At 69.5% G+C, this 25,971-nt stretch carries 27 protein-coding genes and 2 pseudogenes; 20 read left to right on the top strand and 9 right to left on the bottom strand.

The annotated features are described in order from the left end of the window. Positions 1–69: 69 nt before the first annotated feature. From ABZX85_RS48560 to ABZX85_RS48550, 3 genes are read right to left on the bottom strand one after another with little or no spacing between them, the layout of a single operon-like run. Positions 70–1,179, bottom strand: a complete 1,110-nt coding sequence (locus tag ABZX85_RS48560) for a glycosyltransferase family 4 protein (protein ID WP_355884802.1) — start codon at positions 1,177–1,179, stop codon at positions 70–72. Then, positions 1,176–2,564 carry a hypothetical protein gene (locus ABZX85_RS48555; protein WP_355884800.1) on the bottom strand — a complete coding sequence of 463 codons (1,389 nt, stop codon included), beginning with the start codon at positions 2,562–2,564 and terminating at the stop codon, positions 1,176–1,178. Before ABZX85_RS48555 ends, ABZX85_RS48560 begins: the two co-directional genes overlap by 4 nt. A 48-nt stretch (positions 2,565–2,612) precedes the next feature. After that, entirely contained in the window at positions 2,613–3,863 is a 1,251-nt protein-coding gene (locus ABZX85_RS48550; protein WP_355884798.1) for a nucleotide sugar dehydrogenase, read from the bottom strand. Positions 3,864–3,929: 66 nt separating this feature from the next. Here ABZX85_RS48550 and ABZX85_RS48545 point away from each other — a divergent pair, with 66 nt between their 5' ends. Further along, the gene (locus tag ABZX85_RS48545; RefSeq protein ID WP_355884796.1) at positions 3,930–4,703 is read left to right on the top strand and encodes a glycosyltransferase family 2 protein; all 774 of its coding nucleotides are present in this window, start codon (positions 3,930–3,932) and stop codon (positions 4,701–4,703) included. Positions 4,704–4,842: 139 nt separating this feature from the next. On the opposite strand, the gene ABZX85_RS48540 is transcribed toward ABZX85_RS48545, so the two are convergent. Next, a complete protein-coding gene (locus ABZX85_RS48540; RefSeq protein ID WP_355884794.1) occupies positions 4,843–5,745 on the bottom strand; it encodes a TauD/TfdA family dioxygenase in 903 nt (300 codons plus the stop codon). A gap of 503 nt (positions 5,746–6,248) precedes the next feature. Between ABZX85_RS48540 and ABZX85_RS48535 the strand changes: the two genes are divergently transcribed. Both ABZX85_RS48535 and ABZX85_RS48530 read left to right on the top strand, forming a co-directional pair. Further along, positions 6,249–7,535 (top strand): sporulation protein, encoded by a 1,287-nt coding sequence (locus tag ABZX85_RS48535; protein ID WP_355884792.1) that lies wholly within the window; start codon positions 6,249–6,251, stop codon positions 7,533–7,535. A gap of 82 nt (positions 7,536–7,617) precedes the next feature. Next, positions 7,618–8,145, top strand: a complete 528-nt coding sequence (locus tag ABZX85_RS48530; RefSeq protein ID WP_355884790.1) for an NUDIX hydrolase — start codon at positions 7,618–7,620, stop codon at positions 8,143–8,145. Positions 8,146–8,655: 510 nt separating this feature from the next. Here ABZX85_RS48530 and ABZX85_RS48525 read toward each other — a convergent pair. The 4 genes and pseudogenes from ABZX85_RS48525 to ABZX85_RS48510 all read right to left on the bottom strand — a co-directional run bounded on the left by ABZX85_RS48525 (position 8,656) and on the right by ABZX85_RS48510 (position 10,722). Then, complete coding sequence (locus tag ABZX85_RS48525) at positions 8,656–8,877, bottom strand: DUF397 domain-containing protein (RefSeq protein ID WP_355884846.1); 222 nt, start codon at positions 8,875–8,877, stop codon at positions 8,656–8,658. 203 nt (positions 8,878–9,080) lie between these two features. Beyond that, a pseudogene (locus ABZX85_RS48520) lies at positions 9,081–9,236 on the bottom strand (DUF397 domain-containing protein); the annotation flags it as partial. A 281-nt stretch (positions 9,237–9,517) separates the two neighbouring features. Next, entirely contained in the window at positions 9,518–9,805 is a 288-nt protein-coding gene (locus tag ABZX85_RS48515) for a DUF397 domain-containing protein (RefSeq protein WP_355884788.1), read from the bottom strand. Next, positions 9,805–10,722: a helix-turn-helix transcriptional regulator gene (locus ABZX85_RS48510; RefSeq protein WP_355884786.1), complete on the bottom strand. Its 918-nt coding sequence runs from the start codon at positions 10,720–10,722 to the stop codon at positions 9,805–9,807. The genes ABZX85_RS48515 and ABZX85_RS48510 overlap by 1 nt, the downstream gene beginning before the upstream one ends. 400 nt (positions 10,723–11,122) lie before the next feature. On the opposite strand from ABZX85_RS48510, the gene ABZX85_RS48505 reads away from it, so the two are divergent. The 16 genes and pseudogenes from ABZX85_RS48505 to ABZX85_RS48430 all read left to right on the top strand — a co-directional run bounded on the left by ABZX85_RS48505 (position 11,123) and on the right by ABZX85_RS48430 (position 25,131). Continuing rightward, positions 11,123–11,410, top strand: a complete 288-nt coding sequence (locus tag ABZX85_RS48505) for a hypothetical protein (RefSeq protein ID WP_355884784.1) — start codon at positions 11,123–11,125, stop codon at positions 11,408–11,410. Then, entirely contained in the window at positions 11,407–11,952 is a 546-nt protein-coding gene (locus tag ABZX85_RS48500; protein ID WP_355884782.1) for an ATP-binding protein, read from the top strand. Before ABZX85_RS48505 ends, ABZX85_RS48500 begins: the two co-directional genes overlap by 4 nt. Next, entirely contained in the window at positions 11,949–12,944 is a 996-nt protein-coding gene (locus ABZX85_RS48495; RefSeq protein ID WP_355884780.1) for a hypothetical protein, read from the top strand. The genes ABZX85_RS48500 and ABZX85_RS48495 overlap by 4 nt, the downstream gene beginning before the upstream one ends. A gap of 71 nt (positions 12,945–13,015) precedes the next feature. Continuing rightward, entirely contained in the window at positions 13,016–14,530 is a 1,515-nt protein-coding gene (locus tag ABZX85_RS48490; protein ID WP_355884778.1) for an amino acid permease, read from the top strand. Between the two features lies 1 nt (position 14,531). After that, on the top strand, positions 14,532–15,989 hold the full coding sequence (locus ABZX85_RS48485; RefSeq protein ID WP_355884776.1) for a glutamine synthetase family protein: 1,458 nt from the start codon (positions 14,532–14,534) through the stop codon (positions 15,987–15,989). A 202-nt stretch (positions 15,990–16,191) separates the two neighbouring features. Beyond that, the gene (locus tag ABZX85_RS48480; RefSeq protein ID WP_355884774.1) at positions 16,192–16,875 is read left to right on the top strand and encodes a helix-turn-helix domain-containing protein; all 684 of its coding nucleotides are present in this window, start codon (positions 16,192–16,194) and stop codon (positions 16,873–16,875) included. Next, positions 16,872–17,774, top strand: a complete 903-nt coding sequence (locus ABZX85_RS48475; protein ID WP_355884772.1) for a hypothetical protein — start codon at positions 16,872–16,874, stop codon at positions 17,772–17,774. Before ABZX85_RS48480 ends, ABZX85_RS48475 begins: the two co-directional genes overlap by 4 nt. Further along, the gene (locus ABZX85_RS48470; RefSeq protein ID WP_355884770.1) at positions 17,771–18,295 is read left to right on the top strand and encodes a hypothetical protein; all 525 of its coding nucleotides are present in this window, start codon (positions 17,771–17,773) and stop codon (positions 18,293–18,295) included. The genes ABZX85_RS48475 and ABZX85_RS48470 overlap by 4 nt, the downstream gene beginning before the upstream one ends. After that, positions 18,285–19,109, top strand: coding sequence for an SAM-dependent methyltransferase (locus ABZX85_RS48465; RefSeq protein WP_355884768.1), 825 nt, complete (start codon positions 18,285–18,287; stop codon positions 19,107–19,109). Before ABZX85_RS48470 ends, ABZX85_RS48465 begins: the two co-directional genes overlap by 11 nt. Further along, positions 19,106–20,191 carry a hypothetical protein gene (locus ABZX85_RS48460; protein WP_355884766.1) on the top strand — a complete coding sequence of 362 codons (1,086 nt, stop codon included), beginning with the start codon at positions 19,106–19,108 and terminating at the stop codon, positions 20,189–20,191. The genes ABZX85_RS48465 and ABZX85_RS48460 overlap by 4 nt, the downstream gene beginning before the upstream one ends. Continuing rightward, on the top strand, positions 20,188–21,669 hold the full coding sequence (locus tag ABZX85_RS48455) for a zinc-dependent metalloprotease (RefSeq protein WP_355884764.1): 1,482 nt from the start codon (positions 20,188–20,190) through the stop codon (positions 21,667–21,669). Before ABZX85_RS48460 ends, ABZX85_RS48455 begins: the two co-directional genes overlap by 4 nt. A gap of 39 nt (positions 21,670–21,708) precedes the next feature. Then, on the top strand, positions 21,709–22,497 hold the full coding sequence (locus ABZX85_RS48450; protein ID WP_355884762.1) for a GntR family transcriptional regulator: 789 nt from the start codon (positions 21,709–21,711) through the stop codon (positions 22,495–22,497). A gap of 118 nt (positions 22,498–22,615) precedes the next feature. Continuing rightward, a complete protein-coding gene (locus ABZX85_RS48445) occupies positions 22,616–23,458 on the top strand; it encodes a zinc-dependent metalloprotease (protein ID WP_355884760.1) in 843 nt (280 codons plus the stop codon). A 318-nt stretch (positions 23,459–23,776) separates the two neighbouring features. Continuing rightward, positions 23,777–23,935 (top strand): annotated as a pseudogene (locus ABZX85_RS48440) (helix-turn-helix domain-containing protein); the annotation flags it as partial. A gap of 27 nt (positions 23,936–23,962) precedes the next feature. Then, positions 23,963–24,268, top strand: a complete 306-nt coding sequence (locus ABZX85_RS48435) for a GntR family transcriptional regulator (RefSeq protein WP_355884845.1) — start codon at positions 23,963–23,965, stop codon at positions 24,266–24,268. Then, on the top strand, positions 24,220–25,131 hold the full coding sequence (locus tag ABZX85_RS48430) for a GntR family transcriptional regulator (RefSeq protein WP_355884758.1): 912 nt from the start codon (positions 24,220–24,222) through the stop codon (positions 25,129–25,131). The genes ABZX85_RS48435 and ABZX85_RS48430 overlap by 49 nt, the downstream gene beginning before the upstream one ends. 148 nt (positions 25,132–25,279) lie before the next feature. Here the strand turns inward: ABZX85_RS48430 and ABZX85_RS48425 are convergent, their stop codons facing one another. Beyond that, positions 25,280–25,624 (bottom strand): HIT domain-containing protein, encoded by a 345-nt coding sequence (locus ABZX85_RS48425; protein ID WP_355884756.1) that lies wholly within the window; start codon positions 25,622–25,624, stop codon positions 25,280–25,282. 177 nt (positions 25,625–25,801) lie between these two features. Between ABZX85_RS48425 and ABZX85_RS48420 the strand changes: the two genes are divergently transcribed. After that, positions 25,802–25,971 (top strand): PHP domain-containing protein (locus ABZX85_RS48420; RefSeq protein WP_355884844.1); only part of this gene is annotated, 170 nt, incomplete at its 3' end.

Here is a 25,971-nt window from a genome sequence, read left to right as displayed (position 1 = left end):
TGAAGTGGGAGCACGCGGCACTTGATCGTGGAACTTCGCCAGTCCCGAGCCGGTCTCGAAGTACCGAGGTCAGGAGGTGATGCGGAGCGTCAATTCGCGAAGCCGGCGGCCGGTGTCGGTGACGTCGTATCGGCGGGCGTTGTCGAGGGCCGCCTTGATGAGGGTGTCGCGCCGCTGGAAGTCTCGCCCTATCTCGTCCAGGGCTATGGCCAGCGAGCGTGGGTCGCCGGGAGTGTAGGGAACTCCGGTGCCCCCGAGGATTTCCCTGACACCGGGAAGGTCGGAGTAGATGACCGAGAGGCCATGGGCTTGGGCCTCGATGAGGACGAGTCCGAAAGCTTCCAGAGCCCTGGTTGTGAAGACGAAGGCGTCAAAGTTCGGCAGGCGGCGCCATAGTTCGGCGCGGGGCAGGAACGGTTCGAAGTGGACCCGGTCGCGCAGTCCGAGTTCGATGGTCCTCTGTTCGAGATGCTCTCGTAGGGGTCCTTGGCCGATCACGGCCAAATGATGCGGCCGGCGGGTCAAAGAGAGCGCTTCGACGGCGGTGATGGTGGATTTGTTGTCGTCCAGGCGGCCGGCGTGTACGAGAGACAGAGGTTCTGTGGCGGTGGGCAGGCGGCTGCGCACTCGGGCGTGGTCTAGAGGGATGCCCCATGGGATGACGGTGAGCCGATCGGTGAACCGGCGTCCGGTGAGATGGTCGATGCGGTCGGCGAGGGCGGAGGTCGGGGTGACGATCGCGGCACTCGCGGCGGCAACTTCCTTCATGGTCTCGTGTTCCGATGCGCTGCGTTCGGCCGCCATCACGTCGGGGCCGTGGGCGATGGCGATGATCGGGACGTTGCCGGCAGTTCGGGTGAAAGCCAGGCTGAGAGCGAATCCGAGGTACTGGGCGTGAATGGCGTTCGGCTGGATCTCCTCGACGAACGCACCGACCTCGTTCGTCAGCTCACCGACGTACGGGGTGAAGTCGGGGCCTTGAGGGCGCTTCGTCGTGGAGAGAGTGATCAGATGATCGAACGAGGTCTTCCAAGTCTGGTCGACCGGCGCCCTGCCCAGGAAGGTCGTGTGGACGTCAGGCATCGCTCTGTAGAGATCGCCGACGAGGGTCATGCTCCCGGACGACGGTGCGGAGGGGCGGTTGATGCCGGTCAAGATTTTCAGGAGTTTGGAGGTCACGCGGAGACCTCGTCGACGGACGACCGTTGGGTGGGAATCGGGGATCGGGCTCTCAGGGCCGGCTCGACCGGCGAATCCGTGTCGGCGTTCCGCCTCCCACGCTGACGAGGCGGTGCCCACCACGACGCCAGGTGTGGTGTGAAGACGGCCGTGACTTCCTCGGCCGGATGCAGGTAGCCCCTGCTGTCCTTTTCTGCCGCCCATGCCCTGACTGACGATCTGGGGTAGACGGGATTTATCCCTATCTCTCCCTTGGGGAGGATTCCGTTGAAAGGGGTGGGTATTCCCTCACTGTTCCAGTAGTCCCATGCATCGAGAGCCTTGGCTTTCTCGAAGCAGTGGTAGAGCTGCTGATAGCGCGGCATGTACCGGATCTCGCGGAAGATCATTTGGCCGATCAGTCCGGGTGCGACGTTTCGGAGCGTGCTGAGGTCAGCCCCCAGGAATGTGACTGCCGCTGCGTCCTGGGACGGGTGCAGTGCGGTCCGGGCGAACAGGTGGGACAGGCGTCGCCGGACATACTCGGCGGCTCCCGGGCCCAGAGCCGGTTCTATGCCTTCGACGAGCTGGACGAGCCGGTGATGGCGCGGGTTGAAACGGGCCAGGTCGAACAGCCGGTCCATGCCGTCCACGGCGGCGAAGGCGAGTCGTTTGCCGAGCCAGTTGTTGAGCTCTCCGGCTTGGGCGTACGTCTTGGTCTCCGGGGTGACGGAGTGGAGCATCAGGTATTCGGACAGAACCTCGAAGTACAGGTAGCCGAGGAAGGGTACGTGGGTCACGGCGTCGGACAGCTGGTCGATGAACTCGGGGGCCGGAGTGGGATGGCCGGAGGCATTGCGCAGGGTGACGTCGAAGAACGCGGCCGTGGCGCGCAGCCCGGTCAGTACCGTGTCGTCGAGCTGGTCGTTCTCGGTGGGGGTCAGGAAGCTCCGGTAGCGCTCGTAGGTACGCAGGTGGATGGCGCCGAGATGGAGGTAGTCGATGCCCTTGGGCCGGATCGGGGCGTCCGGGACGACCTCGAAGACGATGGGTGTGGTGGAGGGCTTCGTCCGCATCAGGTAGGCGCCGAGGTTGTGGGGGCGCAGTCCTTCGTGCTGTCTGACGAGAGGCGAGCAGTACAGGGCTGCGACCAGGCATCCGGTGGAGGCGTGCAACTGGCGGCTGGTGCGGATGGCGTCGATGGCCTTGGTGGTGTGCAGCAGGTAGATCGGCTTTCCGCTGACGAGTGCTTCGGTCATCGCGTTGTGCTGTATCAACCACCCGTTGGGGGTCGAGTGTTCCAGGTAGTGGCGCCAGTCCGCCTCGCTTTCGGCGAGCGAGGCAGGAATTCGACGTCGCACGGGCCTGGTGTAGTCGGTGTGGGCGTGTTCCCATTCGTCGCGCAAGGCAACTCCCGATGATCAAGGATGGCCACAGACCGGGGATTCCGAAATCTAAAGGGTCTCGACGTTCGATCCGGAGAGTCGGTTTCGGCAGTCGAGAACATAGGATGCGTTTTTCTCGACCATCGGAAGGTCGAATCGCGGGTGGTCCATGAGAAGAACCACTGCATCAGCGGCCGTTACCTGGTCGGGTGTCGCATCGACCCGGAGCACGTTCAGCTTGATGTTGTCGCCGTCCGGAATGTTGGGTTCGGCACCGCGGACTTCGGCGCCGAGGCCGATGAGAAGTTCGGCGACACGTGCCGAGGGAGAATTGCGAAGGTCGGTGGCGTTGTACTTGTAGGTCAGGCCGAGCAGGAGAATCCGAGATCCGCTGACGGGTGTGCCACGTTTGTCGAGTGCCTCCACGAGGCGCCGGACGACGTAGTCGGGCATGTGCCGGTTCACGTCGGCGGCGAGTTCCACGAACCGGAAGGGGACGCCGAGCTCCTGCTGGGCCTTCCACGAGAGGAACATCGGGTCGACGGGCAGGCAGTGTCCTCCGACCCCCGGGCCCGGGGTGAACCGTGTGAAACCGAAGGGCTTGGTCGCGGCGGCGTCGATGGCCTCCCAGATGTTCACGCCGAGGGAGGCGGCCAGCATCGCCATCTCGTTGATCATGGAGATGTTGACGAAGCGGAAGGTGTTCTCGATCAGTTTGGCCAGCTCGGCGACCTTCGTCCCGGACACCGGTACCGTGGTCCGGAAGATGCCGTCGTAGAAGCTCTTGATCACGTCGAGTGACTTGGCGTCGATTCCCGACACCAATTTCGGCGTCCCGTCGAACGACCAGCGCTTGTTGCCGATCCGCTCGGGACTGAATCCGGCCAGGAAGTCCGTCCCGCCCTTGAGGCCAGATATCTCTTCCAGGATCGGCAGGAGCAGTTCCTCGGTGGTGCCGGGATAGGTCGTGGACTCCAGGACCACCGTCGCGCCGCGGCGAAGGTGCGCGCCCAGCGTCCGGGCGCAGGACTCGATGTGGGTCAGGTCGGGCACGCCGTCGCGCAGCGGGGTCGGTACGGTGATCACCGCGATGTCGAAGCCGGCCAGCGCGGCGGCATCGGCGGTCGCGGAGTAGGCCCCGGAATCCAGCACTTCGCGCAGCCGCGAGGAGTCCACGTCCCTCACGTAGGACTGGCCGGCGGCGAGCTGCTGGACGCGGTGCGGGTCCACGTCGTAGCCGATGACGCGGTGTCCCGTCTCGGCAGCGCGTACGGCCAGGGGAAGTCCTACGTAGCCCTGACCGGCGACGACTGTCTGCATGGCGGCTCCTGCTCGATCGCGGTGTTTGAATGGACCGTCGTTCCTGGTCTGGCAAGGAGTAGCGCTGTGCCTCTGGTGTCTGTCGTGATGCCCGTCCACAACTCGGCAGTGACGTTGGGCGCGGCGGTCCGGTCGGTGCTCACGCAGACCCACGGTGACCTGGAGCTGCTGGTCACCGACGACCATTCCTCCGACGGCTCCATGGACCTGCTGCGCGAGTTCGCCGAGCAGGACGAGCGTGTCCTGCCGGAGCGGGCGCCTGAACGGGGCGGTGCGGGCCGGGCCCGCAACCTCGCGATGGAGCGGGCCCGCGGGGACTACGTCGCTTTTCTCGACAGCGACGACATGTGGCTTCCGCAGAAGACCGAGAAGCAGCTCGCTTTCGCTGCGGAAGGCGACGCGCCTTTGACGTTCACCTCGTACTTCAAGATGGACGCCGGCCACGAGGGCGAGAGCACCGACTGGGTCCCGAACGGGCGGGTGATCCGTGCGCTGGAGCAGGTGGACTACCGCGCGATGCTGGTCCAGGACCACATCGGTGCCCTCACCGCCATGTACGACCGCAATGTCCTGGGCACGAGGCTGATGCCGGAGATGCGCAAGCGCCAGGACTACGCTCTCTGGCTGTCGATCATGCGGGACGGGGCTGACGCTCGGGGCCTGCCCGAGCCACTCGCGGTGTACCGGGCCCAGCGGGCGGGATCGCTGTCCTCCAACAAGTTGTCCCTCGTGCAGTACAACTGGGCCCTGTACCGCGAGCACGAGCAGTTGTCGGTCCCGCGGGCGACGCGGGCGCTGGCCGGCGCCGCGTGGCAGTCGCTGCGCAACTCGCGTATCTAGGGCGGAGGATGAGCCCGGGGAACCCTGTGCGCGGCCGTTTCCTGGGATGCCCGACCGGGCTCCGCCCCGCGGTGGTGGCGTGTGTTCGGGGGCGGGACTCGTGTGCGGGGCTTGGTGGGTCACCGGTGCCGTCGGCCGGTCACGTGGCGGAGCCGTCGCCGGCCGGGGCGCGCAGGAACAACTGGAGGAGCAGCCGTCGGTCGGCGACCGGGAGGGTCTCCTGGCCGGTGTGGAGTGCCTTGCGGCCGTGCAGGAAGCGGTGCTGGTTCACGATGAGGTAGTCCCCGGGCTGGAGCATGAAGGAGAGCTGGCCCCGCACGAGTTCCTCAGCGAGTTCCCTGGCGGCGTCGGCGTGCGCCTGGCCGAGCTGGGACCGCTCCAGCATCTTGGCGGTGAACCGGACGAGCCCTTCGCCTCGGTCGGCCCCGTCCAGGATCGGGAACGGCGTGTACTCCTCGCCCACGCCGAACAGGTCGAAGAAGTTCCCGTAGTGGTAGGCCGTCTCGGCCAGCAGAGTACGGCTGTCCTCCGAGAGCCGCGCCACGGCGGCGTGCGCGTCGGAAAGGATACTGAGACCGCCGCCGAGCGGGTCGTGGCGCACGCACAGGAGCGTGGTGTAGTCCGGGGGCAAGGTTGCGTTCACCAGGTCCATGTGGAACGCGTTGTACCCGATGCCGCTGGCCCTGCCGGGGTCCTTGTCGACCTTGACCCCGATGTCCTTCCACAGGGGCCACAGTGGGAAGGGCGAGAAGGGGACTGCCGCCTCGGCCGCGAAGCCCGTCACCAGACGCAGGAACCGGTCGTCGCCGGTCCCCAGTACCTTCGCGAGGCTCCCCAGGCGCAGGACGGCGTATCCGCCGCCCTCCCCGGTCAGCGCGTGACGCAGCCTCACGGCGGTCTCCTCGAACCGCGGGGCGGCCGTCAGCTCGGTCCGGTACCGCTCCATGGTGGACTCCGCCAGGAACGAGCCGTCCAGCTTCCACGCCGGAAGAGGAAGGCCGATCAGAGAGGCTTCGAGTTCGCTCGGGATGTCGATGAACACGCGGAACTTCCTTCTCTCTCGGGGCTCTCGGGATGTCGTTCAGGTGCCGCTGTCGTCCGGACGCCGAAGGCCGTCCGACAGAGGGCGCGTCTTGGGGCCTCGGGACCGTGAGGGTCACCAACGCCGGTTGGCGTCGGCGGGTGCGCGGACCGTGCGGGGCGTCATCAGATCCTGGAACGGGAACTGCCCGGCGGGGGCTTCGGACACAGCCGTCTCCTTCGCCGTAGGCGGCTGCCGCGCTCCTGTATCCAGACAACCCGCTCGGAGCGGGAGCCGGGATACTCACAAGGGGGGCTCACACATCTCAACGTCCTTACGGGCGTGGGCTGTCTGCCGTAGGGTCGGACGCCCCGTCAACAACAGGACACCGAGCGTGATCACCCGAAAGGGGGACGCACGTGGGGAAGACGCAACGCCGCCCCAGGACTCCGAACGAAGCCCTCTCGCGACTCGTGAGGGAGTCCGGCGCCACCAAGAACTCTTTGGCCCACACCTTGAACGGGATGTGCAAGCAGGCCGGCCACCCGCGCGCCTACACCAATACGAGCTGGACCAACTGGACGGACAGGGGGATGGTCCCTGACCCGCCGGTCCCCGCGCTGATCGCCAGACTCCTCACCGAACGACTGGGCCGGCGGGTGGACCTGACCGACATCCGTATGGCGGCCCCGGGTACGGCACATGCCGGTACCGGGCTCGGTTTCGCCCGGGACACCGGTGCCGCGGTGCGTTCCGCGGCCGAATACTGGGGTGTTGTGAACCGCAGAACTCTCATCTCCGGCGGCGCGACCTTCGCGATCTCTCACTTCACCACCCCGCTGACCCGCTGGCTCATCAGCCCCGGCGACCCGGTCGAGACCGTCGCAGGGGGTCGGCGCGTCGGGCAGGCCGACGTCGATGAGCTGCGCGAGGCCGCCGAGGAGGCCCGGCAGTGGGACGCGCGTTACGGCGGAGGGAGCTGGAAGCTTCTTTCGCTCGACGACTGTCTGGACCGGCGGGCCGCCCCGTTGCTCGCCGGCACCTACACCGACGCCGTGGGCCGCCGGCTCTTCGCCGTGACCGCCGAGCTGGGTCGGCTGGCCGGGTGGAGCGCCTTCGACAGAGGGCATCACGGCATCGCCCAGCGGCATTTCATCCAGGCCCTGCGCATGGCCAAGGCCGGCGGGGACGCCGAGACCGGCTGCTACGTCCTGACGACGATGGCGTTGCAGTCGCTGATCAGAGGGTTTCCCAGCGAGGGCGTCGACATGGCCCAGGGGGCTTACGCCCACGCCCGGCGCGTCGCGGCCCCCCGCGTGCTCAGTTTCGCGAAACTCGCCGAGGCCCGCGCCCATGGCAAGGCCGGTGACGCATCCTCCGCCGTGCGCGCCCTGCGCGCGGCGGAGGACCTCCTGGCCTCGGCCCGCGACGACGGGCGAGACCCCACGTGGCTCTCCTACTACCAGCACTCGCGTCTCGCGTCGGACGCGACCGAGATCTTCCGGGACCTGGGCCGTCCGAAGCCCGCGCTGGCCTGGAGCGCGCAGGCCGATCCCATGTCCCCCGGCCGCTACACCAGAGCCACCGGAATCCGGCTCGCCAACACCGCACGCGCGTATCTGCAGAACGACGACCTCGACCAGGGCCTGGCGACCGCCCGCCGCGCGCTGGGAATCCTCGCAGGCGTCGAGTCCAATCGCGCCCAGGACTATGTCAACCAGGTCGTCGCCGACCTCGCACCGCGCAGGGCCGAGCCGTCCGTGCGGGACTTCCTCGACCAGTACAGAGCGGCCGGCCGCCACGCGGCATAGCGGGCAGACACGGCCGACACCACCGACAGTCCTCCTGACCCGGCACACCCGGTCAGGAATCGAGCACGAAGGCAGGAACAGCATGACCGAACGCTGGGTAGAGACCGCGCGCACCACGGTGATCGGCGTGGAGGGACGCTCCCTGGACCGGGTGACCTTCCGTCTCCCGGACGGAAGCGTGCACGACAAGCTGGTCCGCCAGGAACCCTCGGCCGCCGCCGTGCTCGCGCTGACTCCCGACACGAAGGTCGTCATCGCCCGGCAGTACCGGCCCGGACCCGACGAGATCCTCTACGAGCTGCCGGGCGGCTTCATCGAGCCCGGCGAGGACCCGGCAACCGCCGCGGCCCGGGAACTCCTGGAAGAGACCGGCTACAAAGGCTCCGTCGAACTGGCCGGCTCCTGCTGGGACGATGCCGGCTCCACCGCCAGGCGCTACGGCTACGTGGCACGAGACTGCACGCAGGTGGCCGAACAGGCACTGGACCCCGCGGAATTCGTCACCGTCGAACTGGTCGCTCTCGACCGCTTCAAAGAGATCATGCGCGCCGGACTGATGACGGACGTCGAACTGGCCTACCGCGGCCTCGACCACCTCGGACTGCTCTGACACCGCCCGCACGCCGCCCTCGACCGCTTCACCCACGAGGACGGTCGAGGAGAAAGCAGAACACGGACGCGGCATCCCGCCGTCGGCTGTCCCGTACGTCACAACCAGAACAGATCATTCAGATCGGGTCGGCTCTTGCAAACCGTGCCGCCGTCCAGCTCGCGAATCATGAACTCGCGCCCAGCCACACGCCCAGTTGCGGCACGTGCTGGGCCTACCTCACCGGGCGGCAACGCAGCCCTTACCGTCGGCGCAGACCAAATGACCGACCATGTCTCACGACAGCCGGTCAGTGCAAGCCCAACACCCACGGCCCCGTGACCGGCGTACTCGCGCAGTCGTAGCCCGGAGATCCCAGTAGCCGTACCCACCGACCTGCACGGCGGACGATTGCGGAGCAAGCTCAAGGCCGGCCTACGCAGTTCGCCGTCCAGCACGGTGGTCGAGGACTCCGCGTCTCCTCGGCCACCTGCCAATTCACCGACTGGCTCGGGCAGTCAGCCCAGCAGGTCAGGCACGCCCAGCGAGTTCGCCCGCCCTCGCACTGTCCACGAAGGCCGTCCATGACGACCGAGGAAAGACAAGCGCGGCTCCTTCGGGGGTCTTTGAGTCGCGGATGCCGACCATGGCGAGGAAGGCGGCGGCTTCAAGGCAGTTGTTCCCGGAGCCGTTGGAGTAAGACGACTTGCGCCAGACCGCGCCGGCTTCCGTGAGCTCAGGGACCGAGCACATACGCCTACCGGTCATCGGATGCCCTCTCTGTAGTAACACCGCACCAAGAGGCAGCGGTCACAAAGGTGATGCTCCCAGTCCTGCACTGGGCGTCGTTGCTCCTGCGGGCGTCAATCCTCCGCGGGCTTGCCTCAGGGAGCACAAGCCGGACTTCGTGACTGGGTGATCCTCCGTTCCCCGGCAGAGGACCACCCAGTGACGCCCTACAGCGCCCCGGCGATGACGCCCTGCCGGAATGCGGCCCATTCGTCTGCGGAGTAGCGCAGTGGTTCCTTCAGCAGGTTCTTGGAATCCCGGATCGCGATACCTCCCTCCGGAAGGTCGGTGATCTCGACACACTGCTCGCCTCCGCTGCTGGCGGGGGACTTGCGCTATATGGCCTGAGTCAGGTCAACGGCGTACAGGTCGGCCTTGAGGTCGGGGGTGCTCACTTGTCTTTCCTCTCCTCCATGATCTTCCTCATGGTTCCTTTGATGGCCTCGCGCGAGACGTCCGGGTACCGGGTACCTGGGCATGACAAGGGGATAGCCGTACGTCACGGGACACGATGCTCATCGGTCTCGACATGGCGGAACGCGCGAAGCGGTCCGTTTCCCCTTGTGGGAGGAGACGGACCGCTTTCGGTGCCTGTCGGCCGTGGCTAGCTGAGCTCTCCCTCACTCACGGCGCTGATGAAGGAGGTCCACGGCGTGGCGGGGACGACGAACGCGGGGCCGTGGGGGAGCTTGGAGTCGCGGACGGCCATGGCGCTGGTGATCCTCGCGCCCTGGACGCACTCGCCGCCCTGGTCGTTGCTGTAGCTCGACGAGAACCAGTCGAGGGCCGTCGCGCCGGTTATCCTTCCGCCCTGGACGCACGCGCCGCCCTGGTTGTTGCTGTAGCTGGACGAGAACCAGTCGACGTTCAGGTCATCGGCTCGGATAGGCATCAAAACTCCTTGCTTGCTGCATAGATCATGCTCAGGGACTCCTTGTAGCCCGGAGCGAGGGCCTGGAGATCGCTGAACGCCTGCCTGTACTTCTTCACGTCGTCATCACGCCGCGAGACACCCGCACTGCTGAGGTTTTCGAGGTACGCGATCGGTTTGAGGGCGAGCGCTCCGAACTTCAGGACCATGAAAGGGCCGTTCATACCTGGGTGAACCCCGAGCGCGAACGGCACGACCTGGATCTTGACATTGGGGACGGAAGAGGCGAGGTCAGCCATGTGAAGGAGTTGTTCCTTCATGACCTCAGCACTGCCGACCTTCCGTCGAAGTACCGCTTCGTTGACGATTGCGGTGAACTCCAGCGCACCCATCTCCCGGTGCAGGACGTCCTGGCGCGTGATGCGGACCGCAACGAGCTTTTCGATCTGCTCGATGGGCAGCCCAGTGTGCGCCTGTTCGTGGATGGCACGGATGTACGCGTCGGTCTGGAGCAGGCCGGGGACGTATTCACTCTCGTAGTTCTCCAGTTCCTCAGCCGTGGCCTCAAGCCCGAGGAACGCTTTGAAACTAGGCGGGACGACATCGCGGATGCCCTGGACCTGCCACCAGTCCTTCTTGGTCTTGGTGACTTTCGCGTACCCGACGAGCGTGCTCTGTTCCTCCGGCGTCGCGCCGTAGATCAGGCACAGGGCGATCACGTCCGAGGGTTCGACGGTCCCGTTGTCCGCGGTCTCTAGCCGGGTCAGCTTCGACGGCGGCCACGCGAGCGCGCGGCAGACCTCGGCGCCCTTCTTCCCAGCCCTGAGCCGAAGTTGGCGCAGCTCGTTGCTGAGCTGGAGTCGGCACAGCGTAGGCGTCGCTGACTCAAGAGCCGGCATCGCGGAGTCGAACATCACTGCATCCTCCTGCATGGTCATCCACAGTCTGACGGCGAACGTTCGACTCACGCAACGCGCATTTCACTCAGCCGAGGAACGTTCGCGATATTGCTTCAACCTGTTTCCTTGAGTATGGGTTTTGCTAACAAAACAGTACATCAGAATTCTCTGTTTAAGCTTCCAGGGCGCCCTGCTCGCTGCCATCCTGATGTTCCGGCAGGCGCTCCCCGCCTCCCGAACTCGCCGTCATCCACGCTGTCTTGCCGTGGACGACGGCTGCCTCCCGCACCCTCCACGAAGCCGAGGCTCAGCGATGCGTCACAGCGCAACTCCCCACCGGAACCGGACCGGGGTGAACCGAGAGCACGTCGATGCCGTGCTCCGGACGCTCCAGAAGTCGACCCTCGCCCGGGTTGCGGCGAACGGCAGAGTTCCGCGCGTGTGCTTCTACGCTCCGGAACAGTCGCTGGCGACGGTGACGGCCTTCGCGGAGGAGCGGGGATGGCGCGCCGGGCCCCGGTACACGGACGACGAGACTTGGCGCACTTGCGTGGCCCGTCCGGGGTGGGGACTCGTGCGGCAGCAGGTCAGGTCCGGGCGGGCCGAGGGCGTCGTGGTCCTGTCCGACCTCGACGCCGGCGCGGTCCGATGCGATTTCATGGAGCAACTGGCCTGGTTCGGGACGCACTTGGCGTTCGTCGCGGTGGTCGAGGTGGGTCGGCGATGAGGGCGTCCGTGGGGCCGTCGGGGGCGACGGGTCATGTGCTGGGGAGGTCGTTGGCGCTCTGTGCTCGTCTGGTCGGTCTGTCGGAGGTGCGTCGGCGGGATGCGGAGGGGGTGTCGGCCGAGGAGTTCGAGATGGAGGTTCCGGCTGAGCGCCGGTACGTCCCGGAGGTGCGGCGCAGTGCGCGTGAGTGGGTGACGCGCGGTTGTGAGGGAGGGGGTGCGGTGGTCGATGAACTGGAGTTGGTGGTGTCGGAGTTGGTCACCAATTCGATCCTGTACGGCGAGGCCGATCCGGTGGTGCTGTGGGGGCGGTGTTCGGGCGGGTGGGTGCGGCTGGAGGTGCGTGACGGGTGTCCGTCCGCGCCGGCGCGGGGTGTCGGGGGTCTTCTGGCGGAGAGGGGGCGGGGGCTGGTTCTGGTGGACGCCGTGGTGCGGGACCTGGGCGGGCGGTGGGCCTTCTCCGAAGGGAACGGCGTCTGGGTCGAGGTCCCGCTCTCCGGCATCCGGGACACCGGGAACTCCCGTTTCGGGGAGGGGTCATGACGCGTCTCGTGTATCACCCGGCCGGTCATGACGACGAACTGCGGGTGGCCTTGGTGGAGTTGCGGGCGGGGCACTGGCGGGCGGCGCGGGATCTGCTGCGGGTGACGGGGGAGGGGTGGGCGTTACGGACGTCGCGGACGCAGGTGCTGGCGGTCGCGGCGGCGGGGTCGGACGTGGTGGGGGTGTGGCTGGGTGAGGAGCCGGGGTGTTACGACGCGTGGCTGATGTGTGCGCGGGTGGCCGTCGAGCGGGCGTTGCGGGCGCGGCGGCGGGGGCATCCGCAGGCGTTGACGCTGGAGGTGCGGGCGCGCACGGCGGTGTGGGAGGCGGTGCGTCGAGGACCAAGTGATCCGGTGGGGTGGGTGTGTCTGCTCGCGCTGGCGCAGCTCGATGCCGGGCAGGTGCGGGAGGAGCACCGGGTGGTGTCCGGTGAGGGGTTTCCGAGTGGTCCGTGGGGGCTGCTGGGGGAGGTGGAGCGGTGTGATCCGTTCAACCGGGAGGCGTATCACCGGGTGGTGCAGTTCCTGCTCGCGCGGGACTGCCCGGTCTGGTCCTCGCTGGCGGCGGTGCACGACTTCGGCCGGTACGTCACCACCCAACGGCCCGCAGCGTCCCCGCTGTTGCTGCTTCCCGCCCACGCGTATGTGGAGCGCAAGCGGCGTGGGGTCACGAACCGGGCGTGGCGGTTCTACTGGGAGGACAGGTCGATGCTCTCCTGCACGCTGGACGCTTTCCACCGCTGGTTCCGTCAAGTCCCGCCCGTGGAGCGGTCGGTGGCGGACCTGAGTCTGCTCGCGTACGCACTGTGGGCCGGGGGCCGGCTGGTGGAGGCCGCGGAGGTATTCGGGGCGCTGGAGCCGTACGCGGCCCGTGAGCCGTGGGCGTCGGTCTACACCGGTTCCTCGCAGGCCGATCCCGGTGAGGCCCTGCTGCTGCGGGCGCGCACCGAATCCTTCTCCTCCCGGCCGTCGGGGGCCGGGGTCCGTCCGTGACTTCCCGCCCGGCCCCCGTATGGCATGAACCTGTCCGTTTTCTCACTTACCTACGTTGTGGAGGCTTACCCGTGGCTCATGTGAGTCGGGACCATCGTGCGGTCCCCCGGAAACCCGACGAGGAGTACTTGCGGGAGCTGGGCTACCAGCCCGTCCTCGCGCGGCGGATGGGTCCCTTCGGGAACTTCGCGGTCAGCTTCTCCGTGATCAGCGTGCTGTCCGGGTGTATGACCCTGTACGGGTTCGGCCTGAACACCGGCGGACCCGCCGTCATGCTGTGGGGCTGGGTCGCGGTCGGCGCCATGGTGATGTTCGTCGGCGCCGGACTCGCCGAGGTCACCTCCGCGTACCCGACCTCGGGCGCCCTGTACTACCAGGCCGAGCAGCTCGGCGGCCGGAAGTGGGGCTGGTACACCGGCTGGTTGAATTTGCTGGGCCTGCTGGGCGCGATCGCCGGGATCGACTACGGCGCCGCCCTGTTCACCGGCGCCTTCCTCAACCTCCAGTGGGGGATCACACCCACCCCGGGGAAGATCATGGTGATCTTCCTGTGCATCCTCGCCCTGCACCTCACCCTGAACTGGTTCGGCGTACGCCTGGTGAGCATCCTCAACAGCATCAGCGTCTGGTGGCACGCCGCCGGCGTCCTCGTCATCGTCGGCGCCCTCGCCGTCGTCCCCTCCCACCACCAGCCGGCCGACTTCGTGTTCGGGGAGTTCGTCAACAACACAGGCTGGACCAGCCCCGTCTACGTCGCCCTCCTGGGCCTGCTGCTCGCCCAGTACACGTTCTGCGGCTACGACGCCTCCGCCCACCTCAGCGAGGAGACCACCGACGCCCAGGTCTCCGCCTCGCGCGGCATCATCCACGCGATCGGCTGGTCCTGGCTCGCCGGGTTCGTCCTCCTGGCCGGGCTGACCTTCGCGATCCAGGACTACGCGGGCACCGTCGGCACCGCGACCGGGGTTCCTCCGGCTCAGATCTTCCTCGACGCCCTCGGCCTCACGGGAGCAAAGCTGCTGCTCCTGGTCGTGATCGTCGCCCAGCTCTGCTGCGGCAACGCCGAGACCGCCGCCGCCTCCCGCATGGTGTTCGCGTTCTCCCGCGACGGCGCCCTCCCCGGCTCCGCCCAGTGGCGGCAGGTCGACACCCACACCGGAACCCCACGCAAGGCCGTCGCGCTCGCCGTGGTCTGCGCCGCGCTCCTCGCCCTGCCCAGCCTCTACAGCCCGGTCGCGTACGCGGCGATCACCAGCATCAACGTCATCGGCATCACCCCCGCCTACGCGATCCCCATCTTCCTGCGCGTCAAGAACCGTCACCGCTTCCGCCCCGGACCGTGGAACCTCGGGAGCTGGGGCCTGATCGTCGGCGTGGTCGCGGTGATCTGGGTCGTCTTCGTGACGCTCCTGTTCTGCCTCCCCCAGACCAACGCCATCTCCGTCGACACCTTCAACTACGCGCCCATCGCGCTGCTCGTCGTTCTCCTGCTGGCGTGGGCCTGGTGGCACCGGCAGGGCAGTACGTACACGGTCCCCGTTCACAAAGACGGTTCGGCTGCCGCGTTCGAGGACGAGGTGGTCTGACATGGCGACGACCACGCGTGCGGACAGGGCCGCGGCTGAGACCGGGGCCGGGTCGGGTCAGGTGTTCGGGCACGAGACGACGCAGGAGCAGCAGGCCACAGCCACGCTGAAGATCGCCGAGCTGAGTGATGAGTGGGTCGCGGGCGGGTACGTCGACACGGTGCTGCTGGCGGTTCCCGATCTCCAGGGGCGGCTGAAGGGGAAGCGGTACGACGCGGAGCATTTCTGCCGCCGGGTCGCGCAGCACTCCAGCGGGATGTGTTCCTACGTCCTGGCCACCGATGTCGCGATGAGCGCGGCGGACGGTTTCGCGCTGACCTCGTGGGAGCAGGGGTACCAGGATCTGTCGGTGAAGCCGGACCTGACGGCGATACGGATCGTGCCGTGGGAGGCGCGTACCGCGCTGGTCATGGGGGACGCGACGGCGCCCGACGGGAGACGGGTGGAGGTCGCGCCCCGGGAGATCCTGCGCCGCCAGCTGGTCCGCCTGGCGCAGCACGGCCTGTATCCCATGGTGGGCATCGAGACCGAGTTCTCCCTCTACCGGGGCACCTATACGGCACTGGAGGAGGGCGGGTTCCGGGACCTGCGTCCGGTGGCGGCGGGCAACCTCGACTACGCCCTCGACTACGACCCCGTCTCCGACCGCTTCTTCCGCCATCTGCACCGCGCGCTGAAGGGCGCGGGACTGCCGGTGGAGGCGATCAAGACGGAGGCCGGGCCCGGTCAGTCCGAGATCACCTTCCGTTACGGCGCCGCGCTCGCCGCCTGCGACCAGCACCTGATGCTCAAGCACGCCGCCCGCGCGCTCGGAGCCCGCGCCGGCCTCGCGCCGACGTTCATGGCGGCGCCCGAGACCGGCCACGCCAACGGCATGCACCTCCACCTCTCCCTGTGGTCCAGGAACACCAGCGCGCTGTCCGGATTCGACGGAGCCCTCACCGAGACCGGACGCCACGCCATCGGCGGGCTGCTCACCGCGCTCCCCCACCTCGCGCCGCTCTACGCCCCGAACACCAACTCCTACAAACGCTTCACGCCTGGTTCGTTCGCGCCGACCGCCTTCACGTGGGGGTTCGACAACCGGACCTGCGCGGTCCGGGTCGTGGGCGGGCGGCGGCTGGGCCTGCGCCGCCTGGAGGTCCGTGTCCCCGGCGCGGACGCCAACCCCTACCTCGCCCTCGCCGCCGCCCTCGCCGCGATCACCCACGGCATCGAGCACCAGCTCGATCCCGGGCCGCCGCAGAACGGCAACGCCTACCGGGCGACGGACGGCTGCCGTCCCCTTCCCCCGACCCTCACCGACGCCCTCGCGGACTTCCAGGACAGCCCGCTCGCCCACGAGGCGTTCGGCCCCGCGGTCGTCGGGCACCTCACCCGCCTCGCCGAACTCGAACTCGACCACCAGGAAAGACAGGTCACCGACGTCGAACGGCGCCGCTGGCTGACCACCGCCTGACCACCGCCCTCGCTGACCTCCCGTGCACGGCACCCCCGTGGACAACCGTCCGCCGTGCACGGCTCCCCGGGCCCCGCCGCCGGGCCGCTCACCTCCCCTGGTGCGGCGGCGGGGCCACCCCCTCCTCCTTGTCGTCCGGCACGCCGCGAGCATCCCGGCGTGCCGGTGTATCCGGACCCCTGCACAGAAACGATCTGCTGACGTGACGCAAGACGCGACGCCATTCGAGTGGCCGCCCCCGCACATCCCGCTCTCCGAGAAGGAGAGGGAGGCGTGCGGGGCGGAGCTGAAACGGAGATACGAAACGAGCAGCACGCCCTCCATACGGGCCCTGATGGACGAGTGCGGGCGCTCGTACGGGTTCGTCCAGCGTGCGCTGAAGACGGCGGGAACCCAGCTCGCGCCGCGGGGCAACCGCGCTGTCGAGGGCCTCAGCCCCAGGCCCGCGCAGGTGCTCCGGCTCATCGCCGAGGGCAGCACGACGGGGTCGATCGCGCGGGACCTCGGCGTCACGCCGGGCGTGATACGCATCCACCTCGCACAGGCTCTGCGCAAGACGACCGGTTCGGGGAAAGGCATCTGGGCGCGTCCGGCCGCCGTGGAGACCGCCTACGCGACCGGGCTCCTGCCCCGCCCCGCCCGTCTCACCGGCCGCGTCGACCTCCCCGACGGGCAGCGGGAACTGATCCCTCTGCTGGCCAGGGGCCTCACCCCCGACCAGATCGCCGCCGCGCTGCACTGCCGGCGCCAGGAAGCCGTCGGCGAGCTCAAGGCCCTGGAGAGGGCGCTCGGGGCGGCGACGCCCGCGCACGTGATCACACGGGCCCGGCAGTACGGCCTGCCGACTTCCGCCGAGATCCGCACCAGCCGGGAGGAGAGCCGGTGAACACTCCCGTGCTCACCCCGCCGGAGGAGCGGGCGCTCGCGCTGGCGGCGGAGGGGCTGCGGTGCGGGGACATCGCGGCCCGCCTGGTCCAGGAACAACTGCCGCTCCCCCACAACGGGCTGGGGCCGTTGTGGTCCGCAGCCGCACAGAAACTGGACGTCCCCGAAGGGCGGGTGAAAGGGCGGCAGCCGGAGCTGGTGTACCGCGCGTACACCCGCGGCTGCCTCGAGGCCCCCGAACCCGACGACCCCGGCTGGCTGCCCGCCGATCTCCTCGCGATGCTGCGGGCGCTGGCCGACGGCCGCACCCTCAAGGAACACGCCGCCGAGCTGCGGGTGCCGTTGTCGCAGGTGGAGAACCTGGTGAGGCACGCCCGCAGGAAACTCGGCAACGTCTCCCTGGCGGGCCTGGTCTACCGGGCGCTGCCCCTGTTGTCGGCCGGCCAGAACCCGGCGCCCCAGCCCCGGCCGGCCGAGGACACGCCGGTGGTGGAGAGTCTTCAGGCCGAACTCCCCGGCGACCTGGCCGCGGTGGGGACGAGCCGGGAATGGACGCGCGGAGTCTGTTCCTCGCTCGGCTGGAACGGCTCCGACGTGCGGGCCGGCGAGGTGGCCGCGCATCTGGCCTCCAACGCCGTCCGCCACGGCCTGCCCGGAACGGTTCCCCCGCAGCGCCACCTGCTGCTGCGGGCGGCGGTCACCGAGACCGGGGAACTCGTCCTCGACGTCACCGACCACAACCCCGCCTTCCCCCACTTCGACCAGGAGAGCAGAGCCGGGAGCGGCCGGGGCATGCGCCGGCTCGCCCGCCTCGACGTACGGCTGACCTGGTTCCCGCGCGCGGACGGGATCGGCAAGACCGTCCGCGCTGTCCTCCCCGGCGGCGAGGCAGCCGGATGAGGAACATTCCCCCCGGCCGCGCGGGACGGCGACGGGCCGGCCCCGGGCTCGAAACGGTGACCACCCTCCCGCACGAGCGGCCCACGGACGTCCGCTGCCCGGTGGGCAGCACGCTGCCCACCGTCAGGACACCGGCCGACGGCCTCGGCGTCCCGTCGTACGGGACCGTCGTGACCGCCCCCGGCCGTGTCCCCGGCCTCGTCGCCGCGGTCACCGTCGGGGGGCGTACGGCGTACTGGCCGCTGCCCGGTACCGCGTCCCGGCGGGCCGGCCAGCTCCGGCAGACCGTCCCGCGGAACCTCGCGGCCAGCACCCACACACCCGGCCCCCTCCCCCAACTGGCCTCTCTCGCGCGGGAGTTCGTGCTGACGCAGCGTGTGCTCGGCCGTGTCCTCGCCCCGCTCGAAAAAGACGATCTGCCGGTCTGGGGACCTCAGGGGCTGCACGTCCTCGACCAGGCCCGTTTGCGGGCCGCGCCCTTGCTCCCGGGCGGGCGGGAAGGGGCGGACCGTGCCGCGTGACACGACGCCGGGCATCGACTCGGCGGTCCCCTCCTCCGCGCGGACCTGGAACTACTGGGCCGGCGGCAAGGACTTCTACGAGGTCGACCGGGTGACCGGGGAGCTGTGCCGGGAGATCGCCCCGCAGCTCACGGCCATCGCCCGTGCCTCCCGGGAGTTCACACAGCGCGCCGTCACCCACCTCGCCGGGGAGTGCGGGGTGCGCCAGTTCCTCGACGTCGGCCCCGGCCTGCCGGGTGAGGTGAACACCCACGAGGTCGCGCAGCGGATCGCCCCGGACGCCCGGGTCGTGTACGCCGACCACGACCCGCACGTCGTCACCCACCTGCGCAACCTGCACCACAGCACCCCCGAGGGCGCGGTCGGCTGCTTCCTCGCCGACCTCCGCGACGGCGCCCGGCTCCTGGACCGGTCCCGACGCGTCCTCGACCAGTCCCGGCCCGTCGCCCTCGTCCTCACCAGCGTCCTGGGCCACCTCCCGGACGACGACGAGGCGTTCACCGCCGTCCGCCAGCTGACGGCCGCCCTGCCCGACGGCAGCTACCTGGTGCACTGCGACGCCACCGACACCAGCCCCGGCCTGCGTGTGGCGCAAGCCTGTTACGACGCGACCGGCGCGATCCCGTACGCCCTGCGCAGCCCCGAGCGGATCGCCGCGTTCCACGACGGACTGAGCCTGCTGGAACCCGGCATCGTCTCCTGCCCCCTGTGGCGCCCCACCCCCGCCTCTGCTCCCGCATGTCCGCTGCCGACAGACCTCTACGGAGGCGTCGCCCGCCTGGAGCCGGCCCCCTACGACAGGAGCATCCGATGATGCCACCGGCGAAGCCGCTGACCTGCGGAGCCCGTATCCGCGTCGAACCCCGCCTGATCCCCGCCCCCGGTCCGGGCACGCCCGGCGGTCTGCTCAGGTCGTCCGTCCAGTGCCGGACCGCCGCGCACGGCCACGGCCCGCACTGGGGTGTCCTGCGGGACACCGCCTGGACGGGGGGCCGGCCCGGCTGGCCGACCTGGACGTCCTGGACCGGCCGGCCCGCCGGCCTCCTGTCCGTGCACGTCCTGCCCTTCTGCCCGCACACCCCGGCGTGCTCCCTGGCCGCCGACCACCCCGGCGTCTGCTCCCCTCTCCTCGACCCCGCCCTGAGCACCGACCCCGGCCGGACCGTAGAGATCGACCAGGCGCTCAAGACCCTCACCGCCCACGCGCAAGGCTCCGGAGGCGGTACGGACGAGGCCGCGCAGGCGGCCCACGACGCGGCCCTCCTGACCTGGGACGAACTGCGTGCCCGCCCCCGCATCCTCGATGCCCTGCCCGAGGGCGACCTGGCGACCGTCCACCGCCTCATCGGCCGCTCCGGGTCGGTTCCCGTCCTCGACGAGGCAGGCGTCCGGACGTTCCTGCGGGAAGTCACGGAGGTCACCCGCCTCTGGGGACCGGGGCCCCGCGACGGCCGCAGGCTCACCCACGGGCAGGCCGCCGAATTCTGGCTCGGCGTCCTGACCGGGCTCCCGCCCGACTGGCAGGCCGCCGCGCTCAGCGGCCGTTACGAACAGATCCTGCCCCCGCCGGGAAGCCCGCAGCGGCCCTCCCTCGCGGAAGGCCCCGGGTGCGTCCCCTTCCACGGCGTGCTCCAGTACGCCCGCCGCCAGACGGCCGCCGGCCACCACCCGCCCTCCCCCGTCCCGCACCACGAACACGGCGGCTACCGCGAAGAGGACCGCACGCTCGGCGCCGACCTCGCCACCCGTCTCGCGGCCCTGCCCTACGGATGGCGGGCCGACGCCGTACGGCGGATCGCCTACGGCACCACTCCCCTCGACGCGCTCTCCGAAGCCGCCCAGGCCGTCAACGCCCTGCGCCACCACGGCATCCGCCTCGCCTGGAACCGGACATGACCATCCCCGCACCAGGGCCTCCCGACTGGCGCCGGGAACTGGAGTCCCTGCCGCGGACCTGGCCGAGATCGCTCAAGGACCAGACGGCCGACCCGGTGGCGCGCGCCGCTGTCCGCCGCGCCTACGAAGCCGGTGCGCCCGTCGCCGAGATCCGCCGCCGCACCGGCCGCTCCCTCAGAGCCGTCCGCGGGATGCTCTCACGCGAAGGCGTGCTCCACGCGTGCGGTGCCCGCGGGCGCCACACCAGGCTGCCGCCGGGCTGCCGGAGCTGGGCGGCCCACGTGAAAGGCGTGGTGCGACGGCGGCTCGCGGACGGCACCTACCGCGCCGAATGGCCCCTGCCGCCGTACCGGGTCCTGGCCCGGGAACTGGGCGTGGAGCCCGGCGTGGTCTACAAGGTGGTCCGGCAGCTCCGGGACGAGGGGCGCCTGCGCCGGGAGGGCCGCCGCCTCGTCGTGGTCGGCACGAACCCGGCCCCCGCCGAACCCCGGGACCGTTCACCCCCGCCACCCGACGCGTGCCGCCGAGTCGGCGCACGCCTGCGCACGGCGCGGCCCGGCCCCGCTTCTTCACGCACGCCCCTGCTTCTTCCCCGAACCTCGTTTCCCTTCCGAATCCACTCATCCGACAGGAATCCTGTGACCCGCTTCACCGTGCTCGACGAGACCCGCCGCCACCCCGGCCTGCGCGAGCAGTTCACCACCGTCCTGCACTCCGTGGCACCGCTCGTGCACGAGACGACCGGCCTCGCGCTCCCGGCGCAGGTCCGCTTCCGGCTGCTCACACCGAAACAGTGGCGTACGGCCGTCCGGCAGAAATTCGTCCGCGTCCTGGCCCGGGACATCGCCGATCTGGAGCTGACGCCCAAGGAAGCCGTCCAGGCGCGCAACGCCGTCAAGGCCGCCGGCTTCGTCCCGGTCCTGACCTGGCCCCTGGTGGCCGCAGTGACCATGGAGGCCGCCGACGGCCAGGTCGAGACCGTAACGGCGCCCCGCACTCTCCACCACGCGGGATTCCTCGCCGACGAGCGGTACCTGACCCGGATGACCGTCCACGAGCTGGTCCACCACGCCCAGTTCGCCGCGCGCGGCCGGCTCGTATGGGAATCCCTCTTCCTCGAACGGCGTGGACTCAGCAGCCGCACCGGGGGCATCACGGTCCTCGAAGGGCACGCCACCTGGGCCGACCACCGGATCACCACCCGCCTCTACGGCACACCGGTGGACCACACCCGCGACGCGAGACGGTCCTGGCGCTTCCGCCTCCACGCCGCCCTCCCCGGCGCCAGCCGCCTCGGCCCACGCCTCGCCTTCTACGAACAGGGCGCCCAGCTGATCACCACGACCGTCGACATGTACGGCACCGCCGCGGTCAACCGCGTCTGGACGGACACCTCCCTGCTGCCCACCGACGAGGAGATCGCCGCCCCCGACACCTGGGCCCGCCGCCTCGCCGCCTCCCCGGCCGGCCACCACTGACCGCCCCTCCACAGAACGAAGAAGAAGGGGCAGGACCACATGGAAGAGAACACCCGGGCAGGGGCCCGCACCGCCGCGGCGGCCCTACCCCCCGGCACACAACCCTCCGACTGGCGGCGGGCCCTGGACGCCCTGCCCGCCAGCTGGCCAAGGCCGCTCAAGGAGCAGGCGGCCGACCCCGTGGTCCGCGCGGCGGTCCGTCTCGCCTACCTGTCCGGCGTGAGCGTCGCCGAGATCAGCCGCCGTACCGGACGCTCACCCGAAGCCCTGCGGCTCATGCTCTCCCGCGAGGGAGTACTGGGCGCCGCCGGCGGCAACGGCCCCCGGACCGGGCTCCCCGCGGGCTATGCGACCTGGTCGGCGTACGCCACGGCGGCGATACGCCGCAGGCTCGACAACGGAACGTACCCGCCCGCCACCCCCCTGCCGCCCTACCGGGCACTGGCCGCCGAGCTCGACGTCTCCCCCACCATCGCCTGCGCGGCGGTCCGGCGGCTCAAGGACGAAGGGCGGCTGCGCCGGGAAGGACGCCGCCTCGTCGTGGCCGGACCCGCCGGGAGACCAGTGCCGCACCGGCCCGCCACCCCCGCCCCGCGCCCTGTCCCCGCAGGCATGAAGGCGAACGCGACCGCCTCCCCCGCTCCGCCCGCCCCCACACCGGCGGGCACGGCACAGCCCGCACCCGCCTCACCGCAACCGCCGTCCGGTTCACCGCCCGCAAGGCCGCCCCCTGGAGGGCCCTCACCCTCACCGCCCAGGGCAACGCCCGCCACCGCCGGGACCACGCCGACGCGGCGCGTGCCTGCCGCCGCAAGGCCGCCCACCTGAACACCGGCCGATCACCGAAGGCCCGCCGCCGGTGCAGCGCGGCGACCGGCACCGGCAGTTCCCCGACCGGCATCCGCCCCCCTCCTCAACTCCCGCCCGAGAAAGCCGACCCATCCCCATGACCGCCCTGCACATCCACAACGAGGCCAGCCGCCGCCACGACGGCCTCACCGCGCAGCTCACCGCCATCGGCGAAGAAGTCCTCCCCCTCGTCGAGACGGTCACCGGCCTGCCGCTGCCCGACCCGGTGGTGATCCGCCTCGTGTCCCTGCGTGCCTGGCGGCGGCTCAGCCGCCGCCGCGAACGCCGCCTCTACCACAGCGAGATACGCGACCTCCCCGCCGTCACCCGTGACGACATACGCGCCGCGGTCCTCACCCGGCGCACCGAGCGGCGCGCCCGCAAGCAGACCTGGTTCCTGACCGGCGGCCAGATCATCGACGTCACCCCCGGGCAGGCGGAGCTCGTCATCATGCCCGCAGCCCTGCGGGAGTCCGGCTGGCTCACCGACCAGCGGTCCCTGCACCGGATTCTGGCGCACGAAGCCACCCACCTCGCCCAGTACCGGGCCAGCGACCCACAGACGTGGCAGCACATGCGCACCCTGTTCCCACGCGCCCGGGGAATCGAGCACCTCGCCCACCGCAGCCTCATCGAAGGCCACGCCTACTGGGCCGACGGACAGATCACCCAAAGACTCCTCGGGCCCGAGGAGAACACCGGCATCACCCCGCCCTCACGTGCCTCCCTGCGCTACCGGGCGGTCGCCGAGTCCCCCGAGTACGCCGCCGCCAGGTCCTTCCTCAACAACGGGCAACAGTGCGTGACCAGCGTCATCGACGCCATCGGCACCGACAGATTCAACCAGGTCTGGGCCGACGACACCCTGATCCCCACCCGCGCCGAGATCACCAACCCGGCCACCTGGAAGGAACGCTTCCACCGCCCGGACCCCACCTGACCGAACCACCCCCGACCCCGCGCAGAGCCACCGCCCGGCCCGGCCATGTGCCGTCCCGCCGCAGCCGTCAGCGGCGGAGACCGGCACACCGCCGGGGCCCGCGCCCCTCGCCATCGCGCAGTCCCCGTCCCCGTCCCCGGACCTCCTCCAGCCGCCCCGACCGCCACGAGGCCCCGGGCGCCACCGCCCCTCCCACCACCCGCCTTCCCCTGCCGAGGAACCCCGTTGAACACCCAGCGCAATCCCGCCGAACAGCACTCCGTCCCCGAGTGGCAGAAACACCTGGAAGGAATTCCCGTACCCGAAAAGGGCCGCTGGATGAAGGGCGCCGACCGTAAAAGATTCCGTGCGGCCCTCTGCGCGTCCTACCGGTCCGGAGGGAGCATCCGCCAGATCGCCGAGCACATCGGGCGGTCGTACGGGAACGTGCGCACAACCCTCACCGAGGAGAAGGTGACGCTGCGGGGACGTGGCGGGCTCCGCAGCCCGTCATCCACCACGCGCATGGAAAGGGCGGAGAAGTTTCTCCGCGACCGCATCGCCGACGGCACCTACCCGACCCATCACCTGCTCCCGTCGATGGAACACCTCGAAGGCCAGACCGGAATCGGCAGGACGACGTTCAACAAGGCCGCCCGGAAAATCGCGGCGGACCGTCTCCTCCTCATCGTCTCCGGACGCGGCGTCGTCGTCACCGACCCCGACGACTTCCCCCAGGGCGACACGATCGAGGTGCACCTCCGCACGGGCGAGCGAGCGACATGGCCGATCGGGAACCGGACTCAGGAAACCGGCGGCCGGACGCCGTGACCACGCCGCCCGCCCACCACCCCGGTGAACTCCCGCACACGGCCTCCCGCCAGCTCGCCGACACCGGCCGCCGCGAGGAAGAAAACGCCGTGAACACCATCGGCCACAGCAGTGCGGCTCCGCAGTGGCAGAAACACCTGGAAGGCGTCCACACACCCGCGAAAGGAGCCCGGCTCACGGGAACCCGGGGCGAGAGATTCCGGACCGCGGTCCGTGCCGCCTACGCGGACGGGGCAACCCTGAGAGGAATCAGCGACCATCTCGGATGCTCCTTCGGAAGAATCCGGAAAATCGTGCGCGACGCGGGGAGTCTGCGCCCTCGCGGCGGATCGAATCCCCGTATTCCGGATTCCCTCACCGCCCAGGAATGGGCGGCGAAGATTCTCCGAAGCCTCATCACGGACGGCACATGCAAGCCGTACCACCTGATTCCGACACTCAGCCGCCTATCACGCGAGACAGGAATAAGCAGGGGCACCTTCCGGAAAGCCGCCCAGAAAGCACAGGCGGACGGCCTTCTGCTCATGGTGCCCGGCAGAGGCATCGTCGCACTAGACCCCGAAAATCCCCTCACCGGTGACACCCTCCGGGTCTGCGTCCAGCCGGGACGATGGGAAACCTGGCTGACAGCCGAACTGGAGATACCGGACTTCGAATACCTCAGGAAAGCCCTCATCACCAAAATAGCGGACGGGTCCTGGCGGGCCGGCGGAAGCATTCCCACCCAAGCGACGATACAGCGGCGGTTCGGCGTGACGCGCCACGCGGTACGCCTCGCCCTCAGCTCACTGGAGGACAGCGGACACCTCATCAGGCGCAGATCACGGTTGTACGTCCAGAGACCGGCCCGGAGGAATCCGTGACCCCGGACCACGTCCGGCATACACAGAGACGCCCGAGAAACGGCGCACCACCGTTCCGCTCTGCGGCACGGGACATAGCGAACCCGACCCATGGCTTCACGTGCCTTGAAGATCACCGCAGGAAGCGACTCCGCCGGGTAGCCCGTGATCAGACCCGCCCTTCGGGCAACTCGCCCCGGAACAGCACATGCCAGTGCATATGCTTCGACTCCTGGTAGTCGCCCTCATTCGTCACAATGCAGGCGGCCCCGTGCTCTTCCTGAACCTGTGCGGCAACTCGACGCACCACTCGCAGGATATCCAAGAGGAGATCTTCACCGCCGTCCCCGAGATTCACCACCGACGGGATGTGCCTCTTGGGAACCACCACGATGTGGACCGGATAGCTCGGGCGGGTGTGCTCGAAGGCCAGTACCGCGTCGGTTTCCTCCACCACCTTGATCGGCGCCTTCCCCGACAACGCTTCATCGCAATAGAAATCCGACACTTTCATCCATCCAATCTTTCGATGGAGCTCAAGATGTTGATTTATCGAATTATTCATCCCTGAGGGGAAATGGGGGTGCAGGTCCCTCGGTCGATCGCTTGAGGCGTCTCCAGTACCCCCATCGTCACCCTCCGCACTTCAGCGAAACCCGCGAGGGGAGATGAGTGCGGTGGGGTGTGCGGTATGCGCGCGTTTACGCATCTGCGCGTGGTCTCCGGGTACTCGCTCAGGTACGGCGCCTCGCATTCGGAGCGGCTCGCGGAGCGCGCGGCGGAGCGGGGGATGGACGCGGTCGCGCTGACCGACCGGGACGGTGTCGCGGGTGCGGTGCGGTTCGCGAAGGCGGCGGCGCG

Source organism: Streptomyces sp. NPDC004539 (assembly GCF_040610055.1).
Classification (GTDB): Bacteria; Actinomycetota; Actinomycetes; order Streptomycetales; family Streptomycetaceae; genus Streptomyces.
The sequence above is the reverse complement of the archived record's forward strand: the minus strand, read 5'-3'. Positions and strand labels throughout refer to the sequence as shown.